Consider the following 21,152-nt stretch of genomic DNA (forward strand, 5'->3'; position numbering starts at 1 on the left):
CCGCCCACCGGGCCCACCAGGCCCGCCGGCCCCGGCCGGCCTCGCAGGCCCGACCTGCCCCACAGTTCGCGCAGTTCGCGTTGTCACCCGACCGACGGTAGAGACCCCGGACGGCCCGGCCCCGTCATTCACCGCGTATGTACTTCTTTCGGGTAACAACATCGCCCATCTGTGTGGATGCCCGGCGAGCCCAGTGGCGGACCGCCGTTGTCGGACCCAGGCGCTACCGTGGGCCGCATGCCTCCGCGTTCCAAGACCACCGCCAAGCCGCGCCCGGCGTACCGCTGCACCGAGTGCGGCAACCAGCTGCCCAAGTGGGTCGGCCGCTGCCCGGAGTGCAACGCCTGGGGGACGGTCGAGGAGTACGGCGCGGTGCCGATCCGGACGACGGCGGCCGGCCCGGTCAGCGCGCCCGCCCGTCCGATCGGCCAGGTGGACGGCCAGGTCGCGACGGCCCGCTCCACGGGCGTGCCGGAGCTGGACCGGGTGCTCGGCGGCGGGCTGGTCCCCGGCGCGGTGGTGCTGCTGGCCGGCGAGCCCGGCGTCGGCAAGTCGACCCTGCTGCTGGACGTCGCGGCCAAGGCGGCCACCGACCGGCACCGCACGCTCTACGTCACCGGCGAGGAGTCGGCCGGCCAGGTCCGGCTGCGCGCCGACCGGATCAACGCGCTCTCCGAGCACCTCTACCTCGCCGCCGAACAGGACCTCGGCGCCGTGCTCGGCCACATCGAGGCGGTCAACCCCGGCCTGCTGATCCTGGACTCGGTGCAGACCATCGCCTCCGCCGAGCTGGACGGCGCCCCCGGCGGCCCGGCTCAGGTCCGCGAGGTGGCGGGCGCGCTGATCCGGGCGTCCAAGGAGCGCGGCATGGCCACCCTGCTGGTCGGCCACGTCACCAAGGACGGCCAGATCGCGGGTCCGCGCCTGCTGGAGCACCTGGTGGACGTGGTGCTCAGCTTCGAGGGGGACCGGCACGCCCGGCTGCGCCTCATCCGCGGGGTCAAGAACCGCTACGGCGCCACCGACGAGGTGGGCTGCTTCGAGCTGCACGACGAGGGCATCGTCGGCCTGGCCGACCCGTCCGGCCTCTTCCTGACCAGGCGTGACAAGCCCGTCCCCGGCACCTGCCTCACCGTCACCCTGGAGGGCAAGCGCCCGCTGGTCGCCGAGGTGCAGGCGCTGATGGTGGATTCGCAGATCCCCTCGCCGCGCCGCACCACCTCGGGCCTGGAGTCGCCGCGGATCGCGATGATCCTGGCCGTGGTCGAGCGGCACGGCGGGGTGAAGCTCGGCAAGCAGGACATCTACACCGCGACGGTCGGCGGGGTGAAGCTGAGCGAGCCGTCCGCCGACCTCGCGGTCGCGCTCGCGGTGGCCAGCTCCTCCACCGACACCCCGCTGCCCAGCAACCTGGTGGCGATCGGCGAGGTCGGTCTCGCGGGCGAGGTACGGCGGGTGACGGGTGTGCAGCGGCGGCTGGCCGAGGCGCACCGGCTGGGCTTCACCCATGCCCTGGTCCCGCCGGACCCGGGCAAGGTGCCGCCGGGCATGAAGGTGGTCGAGGTGGCCGACATCGGTGAGGCGCTGCGGGCGATCCCGGGCCGTCGCCGGGCCGCCGCCAAGCCACGCGGCGAGGCCCGCCCGGAGGCCCGCGGCGATGCTCGTACCGGGCTCCGTGGTGAGGCTCCGTCGGCGCCGCCGGCCCCCCGCTCCGCCCGGGTCGCCGCCTACCCGGAGGACCTGATGGACGGCTGGGAGCCGCTCGACTCCGACGAACTGCGCTGACCCAAGCCCTGCCGCGGCCACACGCAGTTAGACTTTCCCCAGTCTCATAGGCCAATAGGCAGTACCGAGCGGTACTGAGCGACAGAGCAACAGACCGCGGACCGGCGCACGGCGCGAGGCGCGCGGCACGGGTCGACCGGAGGAGTCACGTGGCAGCCAGCGACCGGGGGGCGGACAAGGCCTCCCGTGAGGAGGCCCTGCTGCGGGCCTCCCTCACCGCCATCGCCCCCGGCACGGCGTTGCGTGACGGCCTGGAGCGGGTCCTGCGGGCCAACACCGGCGGCCTGATCGTGCTGGGCTTCGACAAGACCGTCGAGTCCCTTTGTACCGGCGGCTTCGTCCTGGACGTCGAGTTCACCGCCACCCGGCTGCGCGAGCTGTGCAAGCTCGACGGCGCGGTGGTGCTCGACAAGGACATCACCAAGATCGTCCGGGCCGGCGTGCACCTGATGCCGGACTCGACCATCCCCACCGACGAGACCGGCACCCGCCACCGCACTGCCGAGCGGGTCAACCGGCAGACCGGCTACCCGGTGGTCGCGGTCTCGCACTCGATGCGGCTGATCGCGATGTACGTCAACGGCACCCGCCGGGTGCTGGAGGACTCCACCACCGTGCTGTCCCGCGCCAACCAGGCGCTGGCCACCCTGGAGCGCTACAAGCTGCGCCTGGACGAGGTGGCGGGCACGCTCTCCGCGCTGGAGATCGAGGACCTGGTGACGGTCCGGGACGTCACCGCCGTGGCCCAGCGCCTGGAGATGGTCCGGCTGATCGCCACCGAGATCGCCGGCTACGTGCTGGAGCTCGGCATCGACGGCCGCCTGCTCTCGCTGCAGCTGGACGAGCTGATCGCGGGCGTGGAGCCGGAGCGCGAACTGGTCGCCCGGGACTACTTCCCGGAGCGGGCCGCCAAGAAGGGCCGGACGGTCACCGAGGTGCTGGCCGACCTGGAGGCGCTCACCCACGCCGAGCTGCTGGACCTGCAGACCGTCGCCAAGGCGCTCGGCTACTCGGGCACGCCGGAGTCCCTGGACTCCGCCGTCTCGCCGCGCGGCTACCGCCTGCTGGCGAAGATCCCGCGCCTGCCCAACACGGTGATAGAGCGCCTGGTCGAGCACTTCGGCGGCCTGCAGAAGCTGCTCGCCGCGAGCATCGACGACCTGCAGACCGTCGAGGGCGTCGGCGAGACCCGCGCCCGCTCGGTCCGCGAGGGCCTGTCCCGCCTTGCCGAATCGTCCATCCTGGAGCGCTACGTCTGACCGGACGGCAGCTGCGCGGACCGCAGACTGCGGACGGCAGACGTACGGACGGCCCCCGGGGAGTCACTTCCCGGGGGCCGTCCCGCGTTCCGCCCCGGGGCCGTCCTGCGGAAACACCGGAGCCCCCGACCGCCGTGCGGCGATCGGAGGCTCCCAATGCCTGAGCGGCCCTCAGCTGTCCAGTCGGATCGAGGTCCGCGCCGAGACCTTGTCCCCGGAGAGCCCGGTGAGCTCGGCGAGCACCACGTAGGTGCCGTTGGCCGGCGGCGCCTGGTCGGCGGTGGCGCACTGCGGCTTGCTGCGGCTGCGGTCCCAGGTGAAGGTCTCGGTCTGGTTGCCGTTGGCCGCCAGCTGCACCCAGATGCTGCCCTTGTCGGCCGGGCAGTCGCCGGAGGACCAGACCCGGTCGCCGTTGCTGGCGCTCACGGTGATCGCGGAGGCGACCCGGCCGAAGTCCACCCGGCAGTTGGCGCCGGAGGAGTTCTTGACCGTCAGGGCCAGCTTCGGCTTGTCCTTGGGCTGGTACGAGTTCTGGGTGCCGGCCAGCTCCAGGGCGACCTGCGAGGAGGCGCAGACCGGAAGCGCCATGATCTCGGGCGTGTTGAACGCCGGAGCGCCGCCGCCCGACCCGCCGGTACCGCCCGCGCCGCCAGGCCCGCCGGAGCCCGAGCCGCCGGTGCTGCCCGCCGCGCCGCCGGCGCCGCCGGCCCCGGCGCCCGCCGCCGAGCCGCCGCCCGCGGGAGCGGGGTTGGCGCCGGTGCCGCCGCTCAGGTTGACCTCGGTGCCGCCACTGCCGGCCACCGGACCGCCGCCGGGGTTGCTCCCGCCGCCGGTGCCGCCACCGGGGCGCGCCGCGGGGCCGCTCGGCGAGGCGCCGGGCGTGATGGCCTCGGCCGGGGTCTGGGGCTGGGTGGGAACGGCCTGGGCGGCCTTGCTCGGTGAGCCGCCGTCACCGCCCTGATCGGTCATCAGCCAGGCGATCAGGGCGACGACCGCCGCGACGGCGGCGAGCACGACGACGCGCCGACGCCAGTAGATCGAGGCCGGCAGCGGTCCCACGGGTTGACGCAGAGAGGGCACGACCAAACTCTACGAGACTGTGTGTGGCGATTGACTCACCAACACCGCACAGTCGCCCCTTCCTTCACATGATCCGCCATTTGATCCGTTCGAGGGAGCCCCGGGAGGTCGATTTCCGGGGACGCCCCGAAGGATCCGGAGGAATCTCCTCCCCTTCGACTCCCCTTCGACTCCCCTTCGGCCGGGTCGGAGGGCGTGGGAGGATCGAAGGGCCATGACTGCCATCACCGCCACCGCCACCACTGCCGCCGCTCCCACCGACGACGCCCGGCTGCCGCTGCCCCTGCCGCTGTTCCACTCGACCGTCCTGGACTGGTACGAGGCGAGCAAGCGCGACCTGCCCTGGCGGGGCCCCGACGCGACGCCCTGGGCCGTCATGGTGAGCGAGTTCATGCTCCAGCAGACCCCCGTCAAGCGGGTGCTGCCCGCCTGGGAGGCCTGGCTGACCCGCTGGCCGACCCCGGCCGACCTCGCCGCCGAGGCGCCCGGCGAGGCGGTCCGGATGTGGGGCCGGCTGGGCTACCCGCGCCGCGCCCTGCGGTTGCACGCGGCCGCCGTGGCGATCACCGAGGAGCACGGCGGCGAGGTCCCGGACGACCACGCCACCCTGCTCTCGCTGCCCGGGGTGGGGGAGTACACCGCCGCGGCCGTCGCGTCCTTCGCCTTCCGCCAGCGCCACGTGGTGCTGGACACCAACGTCCGCCGGGTGTTCGCCCGCGCGGTGACCGGCGTCGAATACCCGGCGCAGGCCACTACCGCCGCCGAGCGCCGCACCGCCACCGCCCTGCTCCCCGACGACGCCGAGACGGCCGCCACCTGGGCGGTCGGCGTGATGGAGCTGGGCGCGCTGGTCTGCACCGCGCGCGGCCCGGAGTGCGGGGAGTGCCCGCTGTTCGCCGGCTGCGCCTGGCAGCGGGCCGGCCGCCCGCCGTACGAGGGCCCGGCCCGGCGCGGCCAGTCCTACGAGGGAACGGACCGCCAGGTGCGCGGCAAGCTGCTCGCGGTGCTGCGCGAGGCGCACGGCACGGTGCCGCAGGCCCGGCTGGACGCGGTCTGGCCGGACGCGGTGCAGCGGGCCCGGGCCCTGGACGGCCTGGTGGCGGACGGCCTGGTCGAGCCGGTCGAGCAGGGCGTCTACCGGCTGCCGCAGTAAGGCCGAGCGCCCCCGGGAGGACGAACCTCCCGGGGGCGCTGCGGTCGTACGGGCGGACTGTCAGACGGCCGCCGCCTCCAGCGAGGACTCGGTCGGCTTCTCGCCCTTGCCCGTCCCGCGCAGCGGCACCTCGCGCAGGAACAGCGCGGCGGCGATGGCGATCACGGCGACCCCGGCGCCCCACAGGAAGACGGTGTGCATGCCGTTGGACACCGCGTGGTGGTAGGCGTCCTGGATGTTCGCGGGCAGCTGGCGCAGGGCGGCCGGGCTCATCTGGCCCGGGTCCTTGACCCCGCCGCCCGACGCGGCCTGCTCGCCGAGCTTCTCCTTCATGGTCTCGGTCACCCGGTTGTTGAACAGCGCGCCGAACAGCGCGACGCCGAAGGAGCCGCCGATGGTGCGGAACAGGGTGGCGGTGGAGCTGGCCACGCCCATGTCCTTGAGCTCGACGCTGTTCTGCGCGACCAGCATGGTGATCTGCATCAGGAAGCCCATGCCGGCGCCGAGCACGACCATCCAGCAGGCCGAGGTGAAGCTGCTGGTCTCGGTGCCCATCGTGGAGAGCAGGATCAGGCCGCCGGCCATCACGAGGGTGCCGATGATCGGGAAGATCCGGTACTTGCCGGTCTTGGTGACGGCCTGGCCGACCACCAGCGAGACGACCAGCATGCCGAACATCATCGGCATCAGCAGCAGGCCGGAGTTGGTCGCCGAGGCGCCCTGGACGATCTGCTGGTAGAGCGGCAGGAAGACGGTCGAGCCGAACATCACGAAGCCGACGATGAAGCCGATGATCGAGACCAGGGTGAAGTTCAGGTTCTTGAACAGGCTGAGCGGGAGCATCGGCTCCTCGACCCGCTGCTCCACGTAGCAGAAGGCGATCAGCGAGGCGGCGGAGAGTGCGGCCAGGCCGAGGATCTCCTTGGAGCCCCAGGCGTACTGCTGGCCGCCCCAGGTGGTGATCAGCACGAGCGAGGTGATGCCGACGGTGAGCAGGATCGCGCCCAGGTAGTCAATCTTGGCGGTGCTGCGGACCTTCGGCAGCTTCAGCGTGACGATGACGACGGCGAGCGCGACCACGCCGAGCGGCAGGTTGATGTAGAAGGTCCAGTGCCAGCTCAGGTGGTCGGTGATGAAGCCGCCGACCAGCGGGCCGCCGATGGTGGCGAGGGCCATCACCGCGGCGAACATCCCCTGGTACTTGCCGCGCTCACGCGGCGGGACGAGCGCACCCATGATCGACATGACGCCGACCATCAGACCGCCGGCGCCCAGGCCCTGGAGGGCGCGGAAGCCGATCAGCTCGTTCATGGTCTGCGACAGGCCGGACAGCGCCGAGCCCACCAGGAAGATCACGATCGAGGTGAGGAAGGTCCCCTTGCGGCCGTACATGTCGCCGAGCTTGCCCCAGATCGGGGTGGAGGCGGCGGTCGCCAGGGTGTAGGCGGTGACCACCCAGGACAGGTGCTCGGCGCCGCCCAGGTCGCCGACGATGGTCGGCATCGCGGTGCCGACGATCAGGTTGTCGAGCATGGCCAGCAGCATGGTGACGACCAGGCCGATCATCACGAGGCGGATCTCGCGGGGTGACCGCGGCTGCTCCTCCTCGGCCGTCTTCTCCTCCGGTACCGGGCCGGTGGTCTTGGGCTGTGACATGAGGTGGGGTCTCCCGGAGGGGTGGTTCGGATGGAGCGTCGGGCCGTGCGGCGGCTCACTTACTTGTCGCCCGGCTAGTTTATCGATCGTCGGCACGGTAAGTTGTCCACTAGCCGGTCGTCAAGCCAGTTTTCCGAGCGGCCCCCTGGGCAGGGAGAATGTTGCCCGGGCGGACACCACCGGGAGTCCGCAGCAGTCACCGACGCAGTCATGAGGCAGGCCATGGGCACTCCGCACAGCCCCCGCAGCGACACCCGGGCTCGCATCATCGAGGTGTCGCTGGAGCTCTTCTCCGAGCAGGGCTACGAGCAGACCTCACTGCGCGAGATCGCCGACCGCCTGGGCGTGACCAAGGCCGCGCTGTACTACCACTTCAAGACCAAGGACGACATCGTCCTGGGCATCGTCGAGCGGATGGCCGCGCCGATCGACGAGACCATCGCGTGGGGCCGCACGCAGGCCTGGAGCCCGGAGATGCGCGACGAGCTGATCCGCCGCTTCGCGGACGGGATGGCCGAGCGGGCCCCGCTGCTGCGCTTCTTCCACGAGAACCAGCCCGCCCTGCGCGAGTCCCCGGCGGGGCTCGCCTTCCGGGAGCGGATCATCACCATGATGCAGCTGGTGCACGGGCCGCAGGCGAGCTTCCAGGACCGGCTGCGCGCCGCGATGACGCTGTTCACCATCCACTCGTCGATGTTCCTGCTCCAGCAGGACGCCAAGGACTGCGACCGGCCCGAGAACGTGTGGGGCGAGAAGCCGCCGGTGGCCGACCTGGACGAGGCGCTGGAGGCCGCCCGGACGGTCGCACTGGAGGTCGGCGGCCGGATCACCCACCCGGCACCGCCCGCGCCCCCCGCGCCGGCCCCCGCCCGGCCGTGAGGGCCGGTCAGAAGTCCGTGACGCCGTGCCCGGCGAGGTACGCGATCGGGTCGACCACCGCGCCGTAGCGGTTGCTGGTGCGGATCTCGAAGTGCAGGTGCGGCCCGGTCGAGTTGCCGGTGCTCCCGGACAGCCCGATCCGCTGGCCGGCCGCGACCTGCTGGCCCGCCGAGACCGTCAGCGAGGACAGGTGCGCGTACTGCGCGAAGTGCCCGTCCGCGAGCCGCAGCACGACCTCCTTGCCGTACGCGCCGTCCCAACCGGCCGAGACCACGGTCGCGTTGCCGACCGCCAGCAGCGGCGTGCCCGGGGAGATCGCGAAGTCCACCCCGGTGTGGTACCCGGCCGCGTAGCTGCGGTTGGCCACCCCGTACGGGTTGGTGGTCGGCGCGTCCGGCACCGGCGCCGACCACTCGGGTGCGGGCGCCGGCTCCGCTTCGGGCGCCGGCTCGGCGGCCGGCCCGGGCTCGGGCTCCGGGGCCGGGGCGGGTGCTTCGAGCGGCAGCAGGTTGGCCGCCACCGCCACGAACTGCTGGGCCGACTCGCCGTCCTCGGGCAGCTTGTACGGGCTGGGCCCGGCGACCTGGACCAGCCCCGGGTCGGGCACCTCCGCCCGCGGCGCGGTGAAGGCCGAGCTGCCCGGCGTGGTGGGCAGCACGGTCTGCGCCGAGGCGCTGCCGGGCGTGGCCGCCAGCAGGACGCCGGCGAGCAGCGCGACGGCCGCCCCGGCCGAGACCAGTGCGTGGTCGTGCTCGGAGCGCTGGCGGCTGCCCGGCAGCGTGGTGTGCCGGGGTGCGGCGAGCGCGCGCAGCGGCGCGGCGTGGGCGCGGACGGCGTGGCCGAGCCGGGGCTGCCAGGCTGCCGCCCGGGCCGCCGTGCGGGCGGCGAGCCGGCGCAGGGCCGGCCCCGGGTGCGGGACGTCGGACATCGGTGGCCGTACCTCACGGGTCGTACGAGGGCAGCACGAAGGGCCCGGTTCGGGCGCGTGCTGAGCGGGGGACCACTCAGGTGTAACGGTCACCGGGCGGAGTCCCAAACGCGGTGACGTACTACGGCGTGTAGTCGGCGGGGCGCCGGAGATTCAAGCCGACGGAGCAATGATCATGAAATCCGATCGCCCCGCCCGCGCCCGGCCGGCTCGCCCGCCCCCGGCCCCGCTACTACCGCCGGTCGTACCGCGCCGCCGGCCTGTGACCAGCACCACCCGCCGCCGGGGTTTGCCGGTCTGCTCCGGCCTCGGCGGGAGCGGCGCAAAAGCGTCCGGCCCGCCCCCGCGCGGTGCGGGGACGGGCCGGACGTGGAGTCGTTCAGAGCTGCCTGGTCACAGGCCGATCGCTACTGCCGGTGCGATCAGTTGTCGACCGGGCGGACCCGGATCCAGGTCTCCAGGTAGTTCGAGGACTCGTTCTCGATCTCGATGCTGGTGCCGGTCTTCGGGACGTCGACACCCGCGTACTGGTTGTCCTTCGTCCACCAGGACTTGAGGTCGTTGAACTCGTCGACGCCCTTGGCCTTCGGGACGACCGTCTCGACACCGTTCTTGTGCAGCGTCAGCGGGCCGACGCGGCGCGAGCCGAAGGTCGAGTCGAAGCCCTGCATGCGCGGACGCATCAGGGTGCCGTCCGACCACTTGATCGGGGTCGGGTGCGAGTCGATCGGAAGGATCAGGCCCTGGCCCGGGTGGGCGCTGACGTTGTTGTCGGTCTGGGACTCGTCCCAGTACCAGATCAGCAGACCGGGCTGGTAGGCGTAGTGCTCGACCCAGTTCGGCTTGGCGGTGCCGAAGCCGAAGTTGTACGGGCCGGTCTTCAGCGTCTGGTCGAAGGACACGTACTGCCGGTTCTCCGCGATGTAGTGCTGCGCGTAGTCCTTGGTGTACGAGCCGCCGAAGCGCTTGAAGCCGTCGGCCACCCAGCCGTTGTCGCCGTTCTCGGCGTCGTCGCTGAACACGGTGGCGCCGTCGGCGACGACCGAGACGTTGTCGATCGCGAGGCCGCGGTAGTGCAGGCCGCCGTCGGTGGTGTTGTGGTAGCGGAACTGGATCTTCTGGCCGGCGTAGGCGTCCAGGTTGAACGACAGGTCGCCCCAGGCGGCGGTCAGGCCGCTGAGGGCCGGGCGGCCGTTCTCCTTGGGCAGCGCGGCGCCGTTCCAGGTGCCGTCCACGACGGTCCAGGTCTTGCCGCCGTCGGTGGAGACCTCGCCGAAGGCGTAGTCGAAGTCCGGCTCCAGCTCGACCCACGCCTTGGCGTTGATGCTGGCCTTGGTCTTGCCGGTCAGGTCGACGTCACGGGTCAGCGTGACGTTGAGGTTGTCGGCGCTGCCGCTCCACCACTCGCTGCTGCCGCCGAACGGCTTGTTGATGTCGGTGGTGATGCTCTTCTTCGGCAGGTCGACGATCAGCGCCTGCGGGAGCTTGGAGTTGTACTCCGCCGGGCCGATGTGGTGCGTCGACTCGGTGCCGGCCTTGGCGTGGTCGGCGTTCAGCCACCCGAGCTTGAACTTGCTCCAGGCGTCGAAGTCGTCCGGCATGTCGCCGATGCTGTCCTTGCCCTCACCGAGCCAGGAGCCGGAGGACATGATGGACCAGAAGCCGACGGAGTTGTCGATGCCCTTGCCGGCGGTGTCGTAGAGGTCCGGCAGACCGAGGTCGTGGCCGTACTCGTGGGCGAAGACGCCGAGGCCGCCGTTCTCCGGCTGCATGGTGTAGTCGCCGATCCAGAGACCGGAGTTGCCGACCTGGACGCCGCCCAGCTTGTTGCCCTCGGGGCCGGCGGTGCCGGTCAGGTTGCCGTAGACGTACGAGCGGTGCGCCCACAGGGCCTTGGTGCCCTGCTTGCCGCCACCGGCCGACTTGTCCTCACCGGCGTGCACGATCTGGAAGTGGTCGATGTACCCGTCGGGCTGGTTGAAGTTCCCGTCGTGGTGCGAGCCGTAGCGGTCCCACTGGTCGTACTGGGCCAGGGTCGCCTTGATCTGGGCGTCGGTCTGACCCTTGGCCAGCTGGTCCTTGTACCAGATGTCCACGGCGTCGCGGATCAGGTCCTGCGCGCTGGCGCAGACGTTGGAGCCGCAGTAGTCGGAGCCGTAGCGGGCCTCGTTCCACGGCACGCGCACCCAGTCCTGGACCACACCGTCGACCGAGTAGCGGCCCGAGGACTGCTTCTCGTAGTAGGTCTTCAGCGAGGGCTTGTCCTTGGCGAAGTACAGGTCCTGGTAGTGCTGCTGGTTGTAGTCGGCCTGCCAGGCGGTCGAGTTGTTGGTCGCGCGGTCCGGCTGCTCGATCTCGTTGTGCTTCGGACCGGCCTCACCGCCGTACTTGACCTTGCCGTCCGGCGTCTTGGTGGTGTTGTCCACCTGGTCGCCGAAGTCGACGAGGATCGTGAAGATCTTGTCGGTGCGCTCGCGCTTGAGCTCGACGTACTTGTCCTTGCCGAGCTTCACGCTGGTCGAGCCGTTGTGCTCCTCGACCTCGGCGGTCCCGTCGAGCAGCTTCTCGGTGGCGGCCTTCTGCTCGGCCTCCACCTTCGCCGTCAGCGGGCCGGGGATGTTGTGCTCGGTGTTGACGGCCTGAACGGCGTCAGCCGGGTCAATCGGCACGGGGGCCGAGCCGGCCGCGACGGCGGTGCCCGGGAACAGGCCCGCGCCGAGCGTGACTATGACCGCTGCGGCAGTGGCGGCTGCAGCGGTTCTCCTGGTGTTCTTCAACGTTGTGACGTCCTCCCCGACCGGGGCCAGCTCTCAGCCAAAGCCCGGCAAACCAAAATGAAAGACAGGTGGACGTCATTGGATACAAGCGTGCATAAAAAAGATAGATCTTGACCATGACATGGCCACGGCGCTATGCTCCGCGACTTCCCATCAGCTGACCATCTGTCAACCGTATCTTCGTTAAACCTCACTGAGAAAAGGAGCGCACCCGCACCAACCAGCGCGGGAGCAGCCCTTCCCGGTTCGTACCGGTACCGCCGCCCGCGGGCCGGAACGCACGGAGCCCCCGGCGCGAACGCCGGGGGCTCCGTTGCTGTGAAGTTGTCTGTTAAAAGTTGGGCTACTTCGTCAGGTCAGGACCGGACGAGGCGACCGCCGCCGGGGTGTCCGCGACGGCCGACTTCTCCTCGCCGCGGAAGGTGAACTTGGCGTCCTTGCCCTCGCCCTCGACGTCGACGACGACGATGTGGCCGGCCCGCAGCTCGCCGAAGAGGATCTTCTCGGAGAGGTGGTCCTCGATCTCGCGCTGGATGGTGCGGCGCAGCGGACGGGCACCCAGGATCGGGTCGTAGCCGCGCTTGGCCAGCAGCTTCTTGGCCTCGACGCTGAGCTCCAGGCCCATGTCCTTGTCCTTGAGCCGCTCGTCCACCTTGGCGATCATCAGGTCGACGATCTGGATGATGTCGTCCTCGGACAGCTGGTGGAACACCACGATGTCGTCGACGCGGTTCAGGAACTCGGGGCGGAAGTGCTGCTTGAGCTCCTCGCCGACCTTCGCCTTCATCCGCTCGTACCCGGTCTGGGTGTCACCCGTGGCCGCGAAGCCCAGGTTGAAGCCCTTGGAGATGTCCCGGGTGCCGAGGTTGGTCGTCATGATGATGACGGTGTTCTTGAAGTCGACCACGCGGCCCTGGGAGTCGGTCAGACGACCGTCCTCCAGGATCTGCAGCAGCGAGTTGAAGATGTCCGGGTGGGCCTTCTCGACCTCGTCGAAGAGGACGACCGAGAACGGCTTGCGGCGGACCTTCTCGGTCAGCTGGCCGCCCTCCTCGTAGCCCACGTAGCCGGGCGGGGAGCCGAACAGCCGGGAGACGGTGTGCTTCTCGGAGAACTCGGACATGTCGAGCGCGATCAGCGCGTCCTCGTCGCCGAAGAGGAACTCCGCCAGCGTCTTGGACAGTTCGGTCTTACCGACACCGGACGGGCCGGCGAAGATGAACGAACCACCGGGGCGCTTCGGGTCCTTGAGGCCCGCACGGGTGCGCCGGATGGCCTGGGAGAGCGCCTTGATGGCGTCCTTCTGGCCGATGACGCGCTTGTGCAGCTCGTCCTCCATGCGCAGCAGGCGGGAGGTCTCCTCCTCGGTCAGCTTGAAGACCGGGATGCCGGTGGCGGTGGCCAGGACCTCGGCGATGAGCTCCTCGTTGACCTCCGCGACGACGTCCATGTCGCCGGCCTTCCACTCCTTCTCGCGCTTGGCCTTGGCCTGCAGGAGCTGCTTCTCGTCGTCGCGCAGGGACGCGGCCTTCTCGAAGTCCTGCGCGTCGATCGCGCTCTCCTTCTCGCGGCGCACGTCGGCGATCTTCTCGTCGAACTCGCGCAGGTCCGGCGGCGCGGTCATCCGGCGGATGCGCATCCGGGAACCGGCCTCGTCGATCAGGTCGATCGCCTTGTCCGGCAGGAAGCGGTCCGAGATGTACCGGTCGGCCAGGGTGGCGGCGGCGACCAGGGCGGCGTCCGTGATGGAGACCCGGTGGTGGGCCTCGTAGCGGTCGCGCAGACCCTTGAGGATCTCGATGGTGTGCGGCAGCGAGGGCTCCGCGACCTGGATCGGCTGGAAGCGGCGCTCCAGCGCGGCGTCCTTCTCCAGGTGCTTGCGGTACTCGTCCAGGGTGGTGGCACCGATGGTCTGCAGCTCGCCGCGGGCCAGCATCGGCTTGAGGATGCTGGCGGCGTCGATGGCGCCCTCGGCGGCGCCCGCGCCGACCAGGGTGTGCAGCTCGTCGATGAACAGGATGATGTCGCCGCGGGTGCGGATCTCCTTGAGCACCTTCTTCAGGCGCTCCTCGAAGTCACCGCGGTAGCGCGAGCCGGCCACCAGGGCGCCCAGGTCCAGCGTGTAGAGCTGCTTGTCCTTGAGCGTCTCCGGGACCTCGCCCTTGACGATCGCCTGCGCCAGGCCCTCGACCACGGCGGTCTTGCCGACGCCGGGCTCACCGATCAGCACCGGGTTGTTCTTGGTGCGGCGGGACAGCACCTGCATGACCCGCTCGATCTCCTTCTCGCGCCCGATGACCGGGTCGAGCTTGGCCTCGCGGGCGGCCTGCGTCAGGTTGCGGCCGAACTGGTCGAGGACCAGCGAGGTCGACGGGGTGCCCTCGGCGGGCCCGCCGGCCGTGGCCGACTCCTTGCCGCCGCCGGTCTGGTAGCCGGAGAGCAGCTGGATGACCTGCTGGCGCACCCGGTTGAGGTCGGCACCCAGCTTGACCAGGACCTGGGCGGCGACGCCCTCGCCCTCGCGGATCAGGCCGAGCAGGATGTGCTCGGTGCCGATGTAGTTGTGGCCGAGCTGCAGGGCCTCCCGGAGCGACAGCTCCAGGACCTTCTTCGCCCGGGGCGTGAAGGGAATGTGACCGGACGGGGCCTGCTGGCCCTGGCCGATGATCTCCTCGACCTGCTGGCGAACGGCCTCAAGAGAAATCCCGAGGCTCTCCAGGGCCTTGGCGGCGACGCCCTCGCCCTCGTGGATCAGACCCAGGAGGATGTGCTCGGTGCCGATGTAGTTGTGGTTGAGCATCCGGGCTTCTTCCTGAGCCAGGACGACAACCCGCCGCGCGCGGTCGGTGAACCTCTCGAACATCGTTTATCGCTCCTCAGAGCGGTCGGGCAGTTCGGGGTCCGTCCCCGCCCTGTCCTTCCGCATGCTAGTCCCGCTCAGCGGCGCGGCCCACGGATTCACTCCCCGGTACGGGAGCGAGATGCTGCGCGACCAGCCGACACCAATCCCAACCTGGTGCTGGGAATCGGTGTTCCCACAGGTGGGCCCGATGCACCGGAATCCGCTACGCCATCGGCGAACAAGCGCCGCCGGGACGCAGCCGGATCCTCTGCGGCCGGTCGCACATACTGCCCCTGGACGGGTCAAGAACCCGTCCACCTGCATTCATACCCGGTATCGGGGCGGTTCTCGCGCAGTTTCCGCGGTGGCGGTGTTCGCCTGGCGAGAAGTCGGGCCGCGGTGACGGTGGTTCAACGGCGGCCGGGGTGGTTCGGTGCACCGTCCCGGGTGTCCGCGTTACCGCTTCGCCCTTACAGCGTTGCACAGCTCGTGATTGTTCCGCCGCCGGAGCCCGTGCCCCGGACATTCCCCGGCGCCGGTGCCGGTGCCGGTAGCGGTCCCGGTGGTGCCGCGGCCGGGCGGACGCGCGCCGCGGGGCGCGGAGGAGACTCCTCCGCGCCCCGCGCGTGTGTCGTCGGCGCCGTGCACGGCCGCCGGGGCCCCGCTTCCGCTCCGGTGTGCCGGCGGCGCCGGGATCAGGACGCGTTGGCCTTGTCGTAGGCCTCGCGGACCGTGCTCGGCACGCGGCCGCGGTCGTTGACCTCCATGCCCTGCTCCTTGGCCCACGCGCGGACCTTCGCGGTGTCCGGAGCGCTGCCGGAGGGGCGCTGGGCCGAGCCGCGGCCCGGGCGGCGGGGGCCGGCGAGCCGGCCGCTCTGCTTGCGACCCTTCTCCACGTACGGCGCCAGCAGGCCGCGGAGCTTGTCCGCGTTGGCGCTCTTCAGGTCGATCTCGTAGGCAACGCCGTCGAGCGCGAACGTCACCGTCTCGTCCGCCGAACCGCCGTCGAGATCGTCTTCAAGAATGACCTGCACCCTCTGTGCCACGGGCTTCCCTTTCCGCTAAACGACCCATTGCCTAAGGAAAGGAAAGCGCCTTTCTCCGGAAAACACAAACCCTTGACCCCGGCGGAGCCGCTCAGAGGTGCAGCAGCATGCGTGAGTTGCCCAGCGTGTTGGGCTTCACGCGCTCCAGGTCAAGGAACTCGGCGACGCCTTCATCGTACGAGCGGAGAAGTTCTTCATAGACATCCGTAGCGATCGCCGCCGGGTCTGTCGTACCATCATCGGTTTCCTGGAGCTCCCCGATCTCGACGAAACCGTGTTTCGCGAAGAACGGGACCTCGAACGTCAAGCAGAAAATCCGACGGACGCCGAGCCAGCGCGCCGTCTGCACCAGCTTCTCCAACAGCAGGTGGCCGATCCCGTGGCCGCGGCAGATCGGATCCACCGCGAGCGTCCGGACCTCGGCGAGGTCCTCCCACATCACGTGCAGGGCGCCGCAGGCCACCACCGCGCCGTTGTCGTCGCGTTCCGCGACCCAGAACTCCTGGACGGATTCGAACAGTGTGACTGTGGGCTTGTCCAGCAGAATGCCCTCGCGCGAGTAGGCGTCGATGAGCCTGCGTACTGCCCGCACGTCCGTGGTCCGTGCGCGGCGGATGGTGACCTCCATGCCGGGACGTTATCGTGCCGGCCCCGCCCCGGTCTCCCCGGTATCCGGTCCTTCCGCGGCGGAATCCGCCCCCGGCGGATCGGGCGGGAACAGAGCGGCCACCCGCAAGGCGTCCCGGAGTGCGTCGCGCTGCTCGGGCGACATCAGGCCGAAGAAGTGGACCAGGGCCGCCGCCGGATTGTCACTGGTGGCCCAGGCGTCGTTCATCAGAGCCGCCGTGTACGCCTCACGCGAGGAGACCGGTTCATATCGATAGGCCCGGCCGGCCCGCTCGCGGCGCAGCCAGCCCTTTCTGTGGAGCTTGTCCAGGACGGTCATCACCGTGGTGTACGCGATTTCGCGTTCCGACTGCAGATCCAGGAGAACCTCGCGAACGGTCACCGGTCGGTTCCACTGCCACACCCGGGTCATGATGGCGTTCTCAAGTTCGCCGAGTTGCCGGACCATAGTGCGGCCAGGATAGGGAGTGAATGGGGCAAATCTTGTGAAGTGCGCCAAACCGGCGCGCCGCCACCCCCGGGAATCGGGAATGGCGGCGCGTCCGGGACGACCGGTCAGTCGAAGTCTTCCTTGGCCTTCTGGTTCCCGCCCTGGCTGCGGACGATGGCCCGCACCAGGAACCCGAACCCGATCGCCATGACCAGCGGCGGGACGATCGCGCTGACGTAGTCCATCAGGTCACTCCTCCTCGGTCTTCTCCGCCGTCGCGGCGGAGGCCTTCGGCTCCGGCTTCACCAGCGGGAAGAGGACCGTCTCCCGGATGTTCTTGCCGGTCAGCAGCATGATCAGGCGGTCCACGCCGAGGCCGAGGCCACCGGTCGGGGGCATCGCGTACTCCAGGGCGCGCAGGAAGTCCTCGTCCACCTGCATCGCCTCGACGTCGCCGCCGGCCGCCAGCAGGGACTGGGCGGTGAGGCGGGCGCGCTGCTCGACCGGGTCGACCAGCTCGGAGTAGGCGGTGCCGATCTCGGTGCCGAAGATCACCAGGTCCCACTTCTCGGCCACGCCCGGGATCGAGCGGTGCTCGCGGGTCAGCGGGGAGACCTCGGTCGGGTAGTCCTTGATGAAGGTCGGCCGGACGGCGTTCTCCTCCAGCAGGCGCTCGACCATCTCCAGCACGATCTGGCCGTGGCCCCAGGACTTCTCGAACGGGATGTCGTGGTCGAAGGCGAGCTTGCGCAGCTCCTCGACGCCGGTCTCCGGGGTGACCTCGACGCCCAGGCGGGCGGAGATGCCCGGGTAGACGCTGACCTCCTCCCACGGCTCGGCCAGGTCGATCTCGTGCTCGACGCCGTGCGCGTCCACGCCCTTGATCACCGTGGTGCCCAGCGCGTCCCGGGCCGCGTTGACGATCGTCTCGCGGATCAGCTCGGCCTGGGTGTTGTAGTCCCCGTAGGCCTCGTACGACTCCAGCGAGGTGAACTCGGGGTTGTGGGTCGAGTCCGCGCCCTCGTTGCGGAAGTTGCGGTTGATCTCGAAGACCTTCTCGGCGCCGCCGACCACCAGCCGCTTGAGGTACAGCTCGGGGGCGATGCGCATGTAGAGGTCGATGTCGTACGCGTTGATGTGCGTCTTGAACGGACGCGCGTTGGCGCCGCCGTGCACCGGCTGCAGCATCGGGGTCTCGACCTCGATGTAGCCGCGGTCCTCGTAGGTGCGGCGGATCGAGCGGACGACCCTGCTGCGCAGGTGCAGGATCTCGCGGGCCTCGGGGTTGACGATCAGGTCCACGTAGCGCTGGCGGACCCGGGCCTCCGGGTCGGTCAGGCCCTTGTGCTTGTCCGGCAGCGGGCGCAGGCACTTGGCGGTGAGCTCCCAGCGGTCCACCATCACCGACAGCTCGCCGCGCTTGGAGGTGATCACCTCGCCCTCGACGCCGACCTGGTCGCCGAGGTCGATGTCGGACTTCCAGGCGGCCAGCCGCTCCGGGCCCAGCTTGTCCAGGGAGAACATCACCTGCAGGTCGCCGGTGCCGTCGCGCAGGGTGGCGAAGCAGAGCTTGCCGCCGGTGCGGGAGAGGATCACCCGGCCGGTGACGCCGGCCCGCTCGCCGGTCGCCGTGTCCGGCTCCAGGTCCGGGTGCTTGGCGCGCAGGTCGGCGATGGTGGTGGTCCGGGGGAATCCGACCGGGTACGGGTCGACACCGGCCGCCCGGAGCCGGTCGAGCTTCTCGCGCCGGACGCGCATCTGCTCGGGAAGGTCGTCGGTCGCGGGAAGAAGGCTCTGATCGCTCACCCCACAAGGGTAGCCAGCCACACACGGTGCTCCGCGACGGGATGACCGCGCAGGGACGGGGCGACCGCGCAGGGACGGGATGACCGCGAAGGGGGGACCGCGGGCGTGCGGTCCCCCCTCCGTGTCGCGACCCGAAGGGTCAGCCGTCGCGGCGGGCCCGGAGCCGGCGCGCGGTGATCAGGCCGGCCGCGCCGAGCACCACGGCCGCGGCTCCCGTCGCGGCCATCGGCAGGACGGCGGAGGAGCCGGTGCTGGCCAGGCTGCCGCCGGCCGCCTGGACGGTGGTGGAACCACCGCTGCCGGTGTAGGCAACGACGGGCGCGGGCGACGCGGAGTCGTGCAGCCCGGCCGGCGCGACGGTGGGCGTCATCGTGGGCGCCGGGGTGGTGGGCGTGCCGGTCGGGGTCTCGGTCGGGGTGCCGGTCGGCGTGGGCGTCGGCGTGCCGCCGGTGCCGGACGCGCCGCCCCGCAGGGAGACCGTGACCAGGTCGTTGGCCGGGTTGTGGTCCCACGGCATGACGGCGCTGGGGTGGCCCGGCTCGAAGCTGCTCTGCTCGTTCTGCAGCGAGACCGTCCCGGTCAGCTCCCCGGTGCCCTCGGGCAGCTTCAGGGTCAGCTTGTGGGCGACGGTGGCGCCGCTGGGCATGAAGCTGCTGCCGATGCCGTCGCAGGCGAACTTGTTCAGCGGCTTGTCGGACTTCTGGCCGAGGACGTAGTCGTCCGCCTTGCACGTGTCGGGGAGGCCGGTGACGGTGACGCCCTCGGGGAACTGCACGGTGACGTCGGGGGCGCCCTCGCCGCCGCTGCGGTCGTAGATCGAGCCCGGTCCCTTGTTGCCCATCCCGACGGTGAAGGTGCCGGTCGTGCCGGACGCGTCGGGAGCCCAGCTGCTGGTGGCCTCGAAGTCGGCGCCGTTGTCGGACACGACCTCCTGCTCGGTGTTGTAGCCGTTCACGTCCAGGCCGGCCGGGATGCCGGTGCCGGCGGTGTCCACCAGGGTGGCGGGCTTGCCGGTGCCGTGCTGGAAGGAGAGCCGCTTGCGCAGGTCAGCGCCGTCGTTGGCGTAGGCGTCCTCGGTGGGGAACACCGTGTAGCCGGCGACGTCGTAGAAGGCCTCCGAGCCGACGGTGATGTCGAGGCCGTCGAGCTTGACGGCCTGGCCGGGGGCGATCTCGCCGTCGATCGTGCAGATGGCGTGCGTGAGGGGCATCGGCGCGTCCTTGCCCCACGCGGTGCCCTTGTCGTAGGCGTACTCGCAGTTGGAGGGCCAGGTGTCGACCTTGAGGCCGGGCGTCAGGTTGACGTTGACGATCGCGCGCTTGGCGGGGAGGTCGCCGTGGTTGGCGAACTCCAGCGTCGCGGGCAGCTTGCCGCCGACCTTGACGCCCTCGTTCCGCGAGGGGGCCTTGGTGCGGAAGGTGGCCGCGCCGACGTCCACCCGGAAGTCCGCGGTGCCGGTCTGGGCCCCGGGGGCGCTGAGGGTGGCGTGGACCGTCCCGCTCGCGCCGGGCTTGACGCCGGGCAGGGCGCTCAGCCACAGGTTGTCGGTGATGTTGATCTTCTCGTAGTCCAGCCGGCCGACGTCGCAGGTGATGATCTTGCCCGCGGTGGTGCAGCGGCCCTTGGTGCTGAGCGAGGCCACGCCGTCGAGGCCGGAGACGTCGAGGGTGAGCTTGACGTTGTCGACGGGCCCGGTGCCGGTGCGGCCGACGTTCAGGAAGACGTTCTCGCCCCACTGGGGCTGTGGGGCGGGCGTGCTCGACAGCTGGTAGGAGCCGGCCACGAAGATCTTCAGCTGGTGGTCGGCGGCGTGCGCCGGCAGGGTGGCCGTGCCGACGGCCAGGGCGGCCACGACGGTGGCCGCACCCGCGCCGAGCGTCCGGCGCGTACGGGTCGAGTGCATGGGATCCCCCCGAATCGAAAGTCGTAACGCCGAAGATTACGGGCGCAATTACGGGCGGTCATTCGGGTCGATCCGGTGGCAATTCCGACAGGTCCGGACCGAATGACCTGCGGATCGGCCGGAAGGTTATGAAGATGTGATGAGCGATCAGCGGTGGAATCACGGGATTGTCGACACATGGACAGAGGGGGGACCGCGGGTGCGGTCCCCCCTCCGTGGCCGGTGGCTCAGTCGGTGCCCGTGCGGAGTTCGATCTCCTCCTCGACCGGCGGGGCGGGCCGGGCCGGGGGCTTGGGGCGGCGGCCGAAGAGCTCGGCGGGGGTGGGCATCCGGTGCGGGCGGGGCGGGGTCTTCGCGGCGGCGGGCTCGGCGGGCTGCTCCGGGCGGGAGTCGGTGCTGCTCATGGTGGTCCGTCCTCCTACGTGGGTGGGGTGACTGCTCGGGGGTGCGGCGGGGCTCGGCACGGCCACCAGGTGGCGCGGCTGGCCGGAGGTGAGGGCGAGGCGTTCGCGGACGGCGGCCTCGGCCAGCGCGTGGCAGCGCCCGGCCAGCCGGGACCGGCGGGCCCGTTCGCCGTGCCCGCAGGGCTGGCGGGTCAGCCCGCGCAGAGCGGTGAGGTCCTCGGGCCCGGGCAGGTACCCGTCGGTCACCGCCTCCTCCAGCCGAGCCAGGTAGCCGGGGGCGCTGCCCGGCAGGGCGGAGCGGTAGCGCCCGAGGTCGGCGAGGAGGAAGGCGCGCAGCCGGCCGCCCTCCTGGACGGCCTCGTCGATCGCCTCGGTGAGGCGCAGGGCGTCCTGGACGTCCTCCGCCCACAGTTCGGCGCCCGGCCCGGCGCGTGCCGTCCGGTCGGGCGCCTGGAGGTGGACGGGGACGGCGGGGTGCAGGGCTTGGGCGAGGGCTCGGCGCAGCACGCGGACTTCGTCGGCGCTGAAGGCCATGCCGCCGCGCGATCCGTGTGGCGTAGGCATGGGCTGACACTAC

15 protein-coding genes are annotated in these 21,152 nt (G+C 70.9%); 4 read left to right on the top strand and 11 right to left on the bottom strand.

Annotated elements, in window-relative coordinates:
• Positions 1–237 precede the first annotated feature (237 nt).
• The gene (gene radA / locus CRP52_RS17960; RefSeq protein WP_097237346.1) at positions 238–1,785 is read left to right on the top strand and encodes a DNA repair protein RadA; all 1,548 of its coding nucleotides are present in this window, start codon (positions 238–240) and stop codon (positions 1,783–1,785) included.
• Positions 1,786–1,985: 200 nt separating this feature from the next.
• Positions 1,986–3,044, top strand: a complete 1,059-nt coding sequence (gene disA / locus CRP52_RS17965; protein ID WP_030056163.1) for a DNA integrity scanning diadenylate cyclase DisA — start codon at positions 1,986–1,988, stop codon at positions 3,042–3,044.
• Positions 3,045–3,215: 171 nt separating this feature from the next.
• Here disA and CRP52_RS40520 read toward each other — a convergent pair whose 3' ends face one another.
• The gene (locus CRP52_RS40520) at positions 3,216–4,124 is read right to left on the bottom strand and encodes a hypothetical protein (protein WP_143685774.1); all 909 of its coding nucleotides are present in this window, start codon (positions 4,122–4,124) and stop codon (positions 3,216–3,218) included.
• 214 nt (positions 4,125–4,338) lie between these two features.
• Here CRP52_RS40520 and CRP52_RS17975 point away from each other — a divergent pair, with 214 nt between their 5' ends.
• Positions 4,339–5,277, top strand: coding sequence for an A/G-specific adenine glycosylase (locus CRP52_RS17975; RefSeq protein WP_097237348.1), 939 nt, complete (start codon positions 4,339–4,341; stop codon positions 5,275–5,277).
• A gap of 60 nt (positions 5,278–5,337) precedes the next feature.
• On the opposite strand, the gene CRP52_RS17980 is transcribed toward CRP52_RS17975, so the two are convergent.
• On the bottom strand, positions 5,338–6,933 hold the full coding sequence (locus tag CRP52_RS17980; protein WP_097237349.1) for an MDR family MFS transporter: 1,596 nt from the start codon (positions 6,931–6,933) through the stop codon (positions 5,338–5,340).
• 222 nt (positions 6,934–7,155) lie between these two features.
• Between CRP52_RS17980 and CRP52_RS17985 the strand changes: the two genes are divergently transcribed.
• A complete protein-coding gene (locus CRP52_RS17985) occupies positions 7,156–7,812 on the top strand; it encodes a TetR/AcrR family transcriptional regulator (RefSeq protein WP_179852837.1) in 657 nt (218 codons plus the stop codon).
• Between the two features lie 7 nt (positions 7,813–7,819).
• Here CRP52_RS17985 and CRP52_RS17990 read toward each other — a convergent pair whose 3' ends face one another.
• The 9 genes from CRP52_RS17990 to CRP52_RS18030 form a co-directional block, all read right to left on the bottom strand.
• Positions 7,820–8,740 (bottom strand): M23 family metallopeptidase, encoded by a 921-nt coding sequence (locus CRP52_RS17990; protein ID WP_179852838.1) that lies wholly within the window; start codon positions 8,738–8,740, stop codon positions 7,820–7,822.
• A 422-nt stretch (positions 8,741–9,162) separates the two neighbouring features.
• Complete coding sequence (locus tag CRP52_RS17995) at positions 9,163–11,517, bottom strand: immune inhibitor A domain-containing protein (RefSeq protein ID WP_097237351.1); 2,355 nt, start codon at positions 11,515–11,517, stop codon at positions 9,163–9,165.
• A gap of 343 nt (positions 11,518–11,860) precedes the next feature.
• Positions 11,861–14,380, bottom strand: coding sequence for an ATP-dependent Clp protease ATP-binding subunit (locus CRP52_RS18000; protein WP_097237352.1), 2,520 nt, complete (start codon positions 14,378–14,380; stop codon positions 11,861–11,863).
• 674 nt (positions 14,381–15,054) lie between these two features.
• Positions 15,055–15,405, bottom strand: coding sequence for a histone-like nucleoid-structuring protein Lsr2 (locus tag CRP52_RS18005; RefSeq protein ID WP_097237353.1), 351 nt, complete (start codon positions 15,403–15,405; stop codon positions 15,055–15,057).
• 91 nt (positions 15,406–15,496) lie between these two features.
• Positions 15,497–16,033, bottom strand: a complete 537-nt coding sequence (locus CRP52_RS18010) for an amino-acid N-acetyltransferase (protein WP_097237354.1) — start codon at positions 16,031–16,033, stop codon at positions 15,497–15,499.
• Positions 16,034–16,042: 9 nt separating this feature from the next.
• Entirely contained in the window at positions 16,043–16,480 is a 438-nt protein-coding gene (locus tag CRP52_RS18015) for a BlaI/MecI/CopY family transcriptional regulator (protein WP_097237355.1), read from the bottom strand.
• 231 nt (positions 16,481–16,711) lie between these two features.
• Entirely contained in the window at positions 16,712–18,268 is a 1,557-nt protein-coding gene (gene lysX, locus CRP52_RS18020; protein ID WP_097237356.1) for a bifunctional lysylphosphatidylglycerol synthetase/lysine--tRNA ligase LysX, read from the bottom strand.
• 139 nt (positions 18,269–18,407) lie between these two features.
• Positions 18,408–20,171 (bottom strand): hypothetical protein, encoded by a 1,764-nt coding sequence (locus tag CRP52_RS18025; protein ID WP_097237357.1) that lies wholly within the window; start codon positions 20,169–20,171, stop codon positions 18,408–18,410.
• 227 nt (positions 20,172–20,398) lie between these two features.
• Entirely contained in the window at positions 20,399–21,139 is a 741-nt protein-coding gene (locus CRP52_RS18030) for a hypothetical protein (RefSeq protein WP_097237358.1), read from the bottom strand.
• Positions 21,140–21,152: the final 13 nt, after the last annotated feature.

Source organism: Streptomyces sp. 1331.2 (assembly GCF_900199205.1).
GTDB lineage: Bacteria > Actinomycetota > Actinomycetes > Streptomycetales > Streptomycetaceae > Kitasatospora.

Coding starts and splice junctions, on each gene's coding strand:
- radA (WP_097237346.1), top strand. CDS start 238: ATGCCTCCGCGTTCCAAGACCACCGCCAAGCCGCGCCCGGCGTACCGC.
- CRP52_RS17975 (WP_097237348.1), top strand. CDS start 4,339: ATGACTGCCATCACCGCCACCGCCACCACTGCCGCCGCTCCCACCGAC.
- CRP52_RS17980 (WP_097237349.1), bottom strand. CDS start 6,933: ATGTCACAGCCCAAGACCACCGGCCCGGTACCGGAGGAGAAGACGGCC.
- CRP52_RS17985 (WP_179852837.1), top strand. CDS start 7,156: ATGGGCACTCCGCACAGCCCCCGCAGCGACACCCGGGCTCGCATCATC.
- CRP52_RS17990 (WP_179852838.1), bottom strand. CDS start 8,740: ATGTCCGACGTCCCGCACCCGGGGCCGGCCCTGCGCCGGCTCGCCGCC.
- CRP52_RS18000 (WP_097237352.1), bottom strand. CDS start 14,380: ATGTTCGAGAGGTTCACCGACCGCGCGCGGCGGGTTGTCGTCCTGGCT.
- CRP52_RS18010 (WP_097237354.1), bottom strand. CDS start 16,033: ATGGAGGTCACCATCCGCCGCGCACGGACCACGGACGTGCGGGCAGTA.
- CRP52_RS18015 (WP_097237355.1), bottom strand. CDS start 16,480: ATGGTCCGGCAACTCGGCGAACTTGAGAACGCCATCATGACCCGGGTG.
- CRP52_RS18025 (WP_097237357.1), bottom strand. CDS start 20,171: ATGCACTCGACCCGTACGCGCCGGACGCTCGGCGCGGGTGCGGCCACC.
- CRP52_RS18030 (WP_097237358.1), bottom strand. CDS start 21,139: ATGCCTACGCCACACGGATCGCGCGGCGGCATGGCCTTCAGCGCCGAC.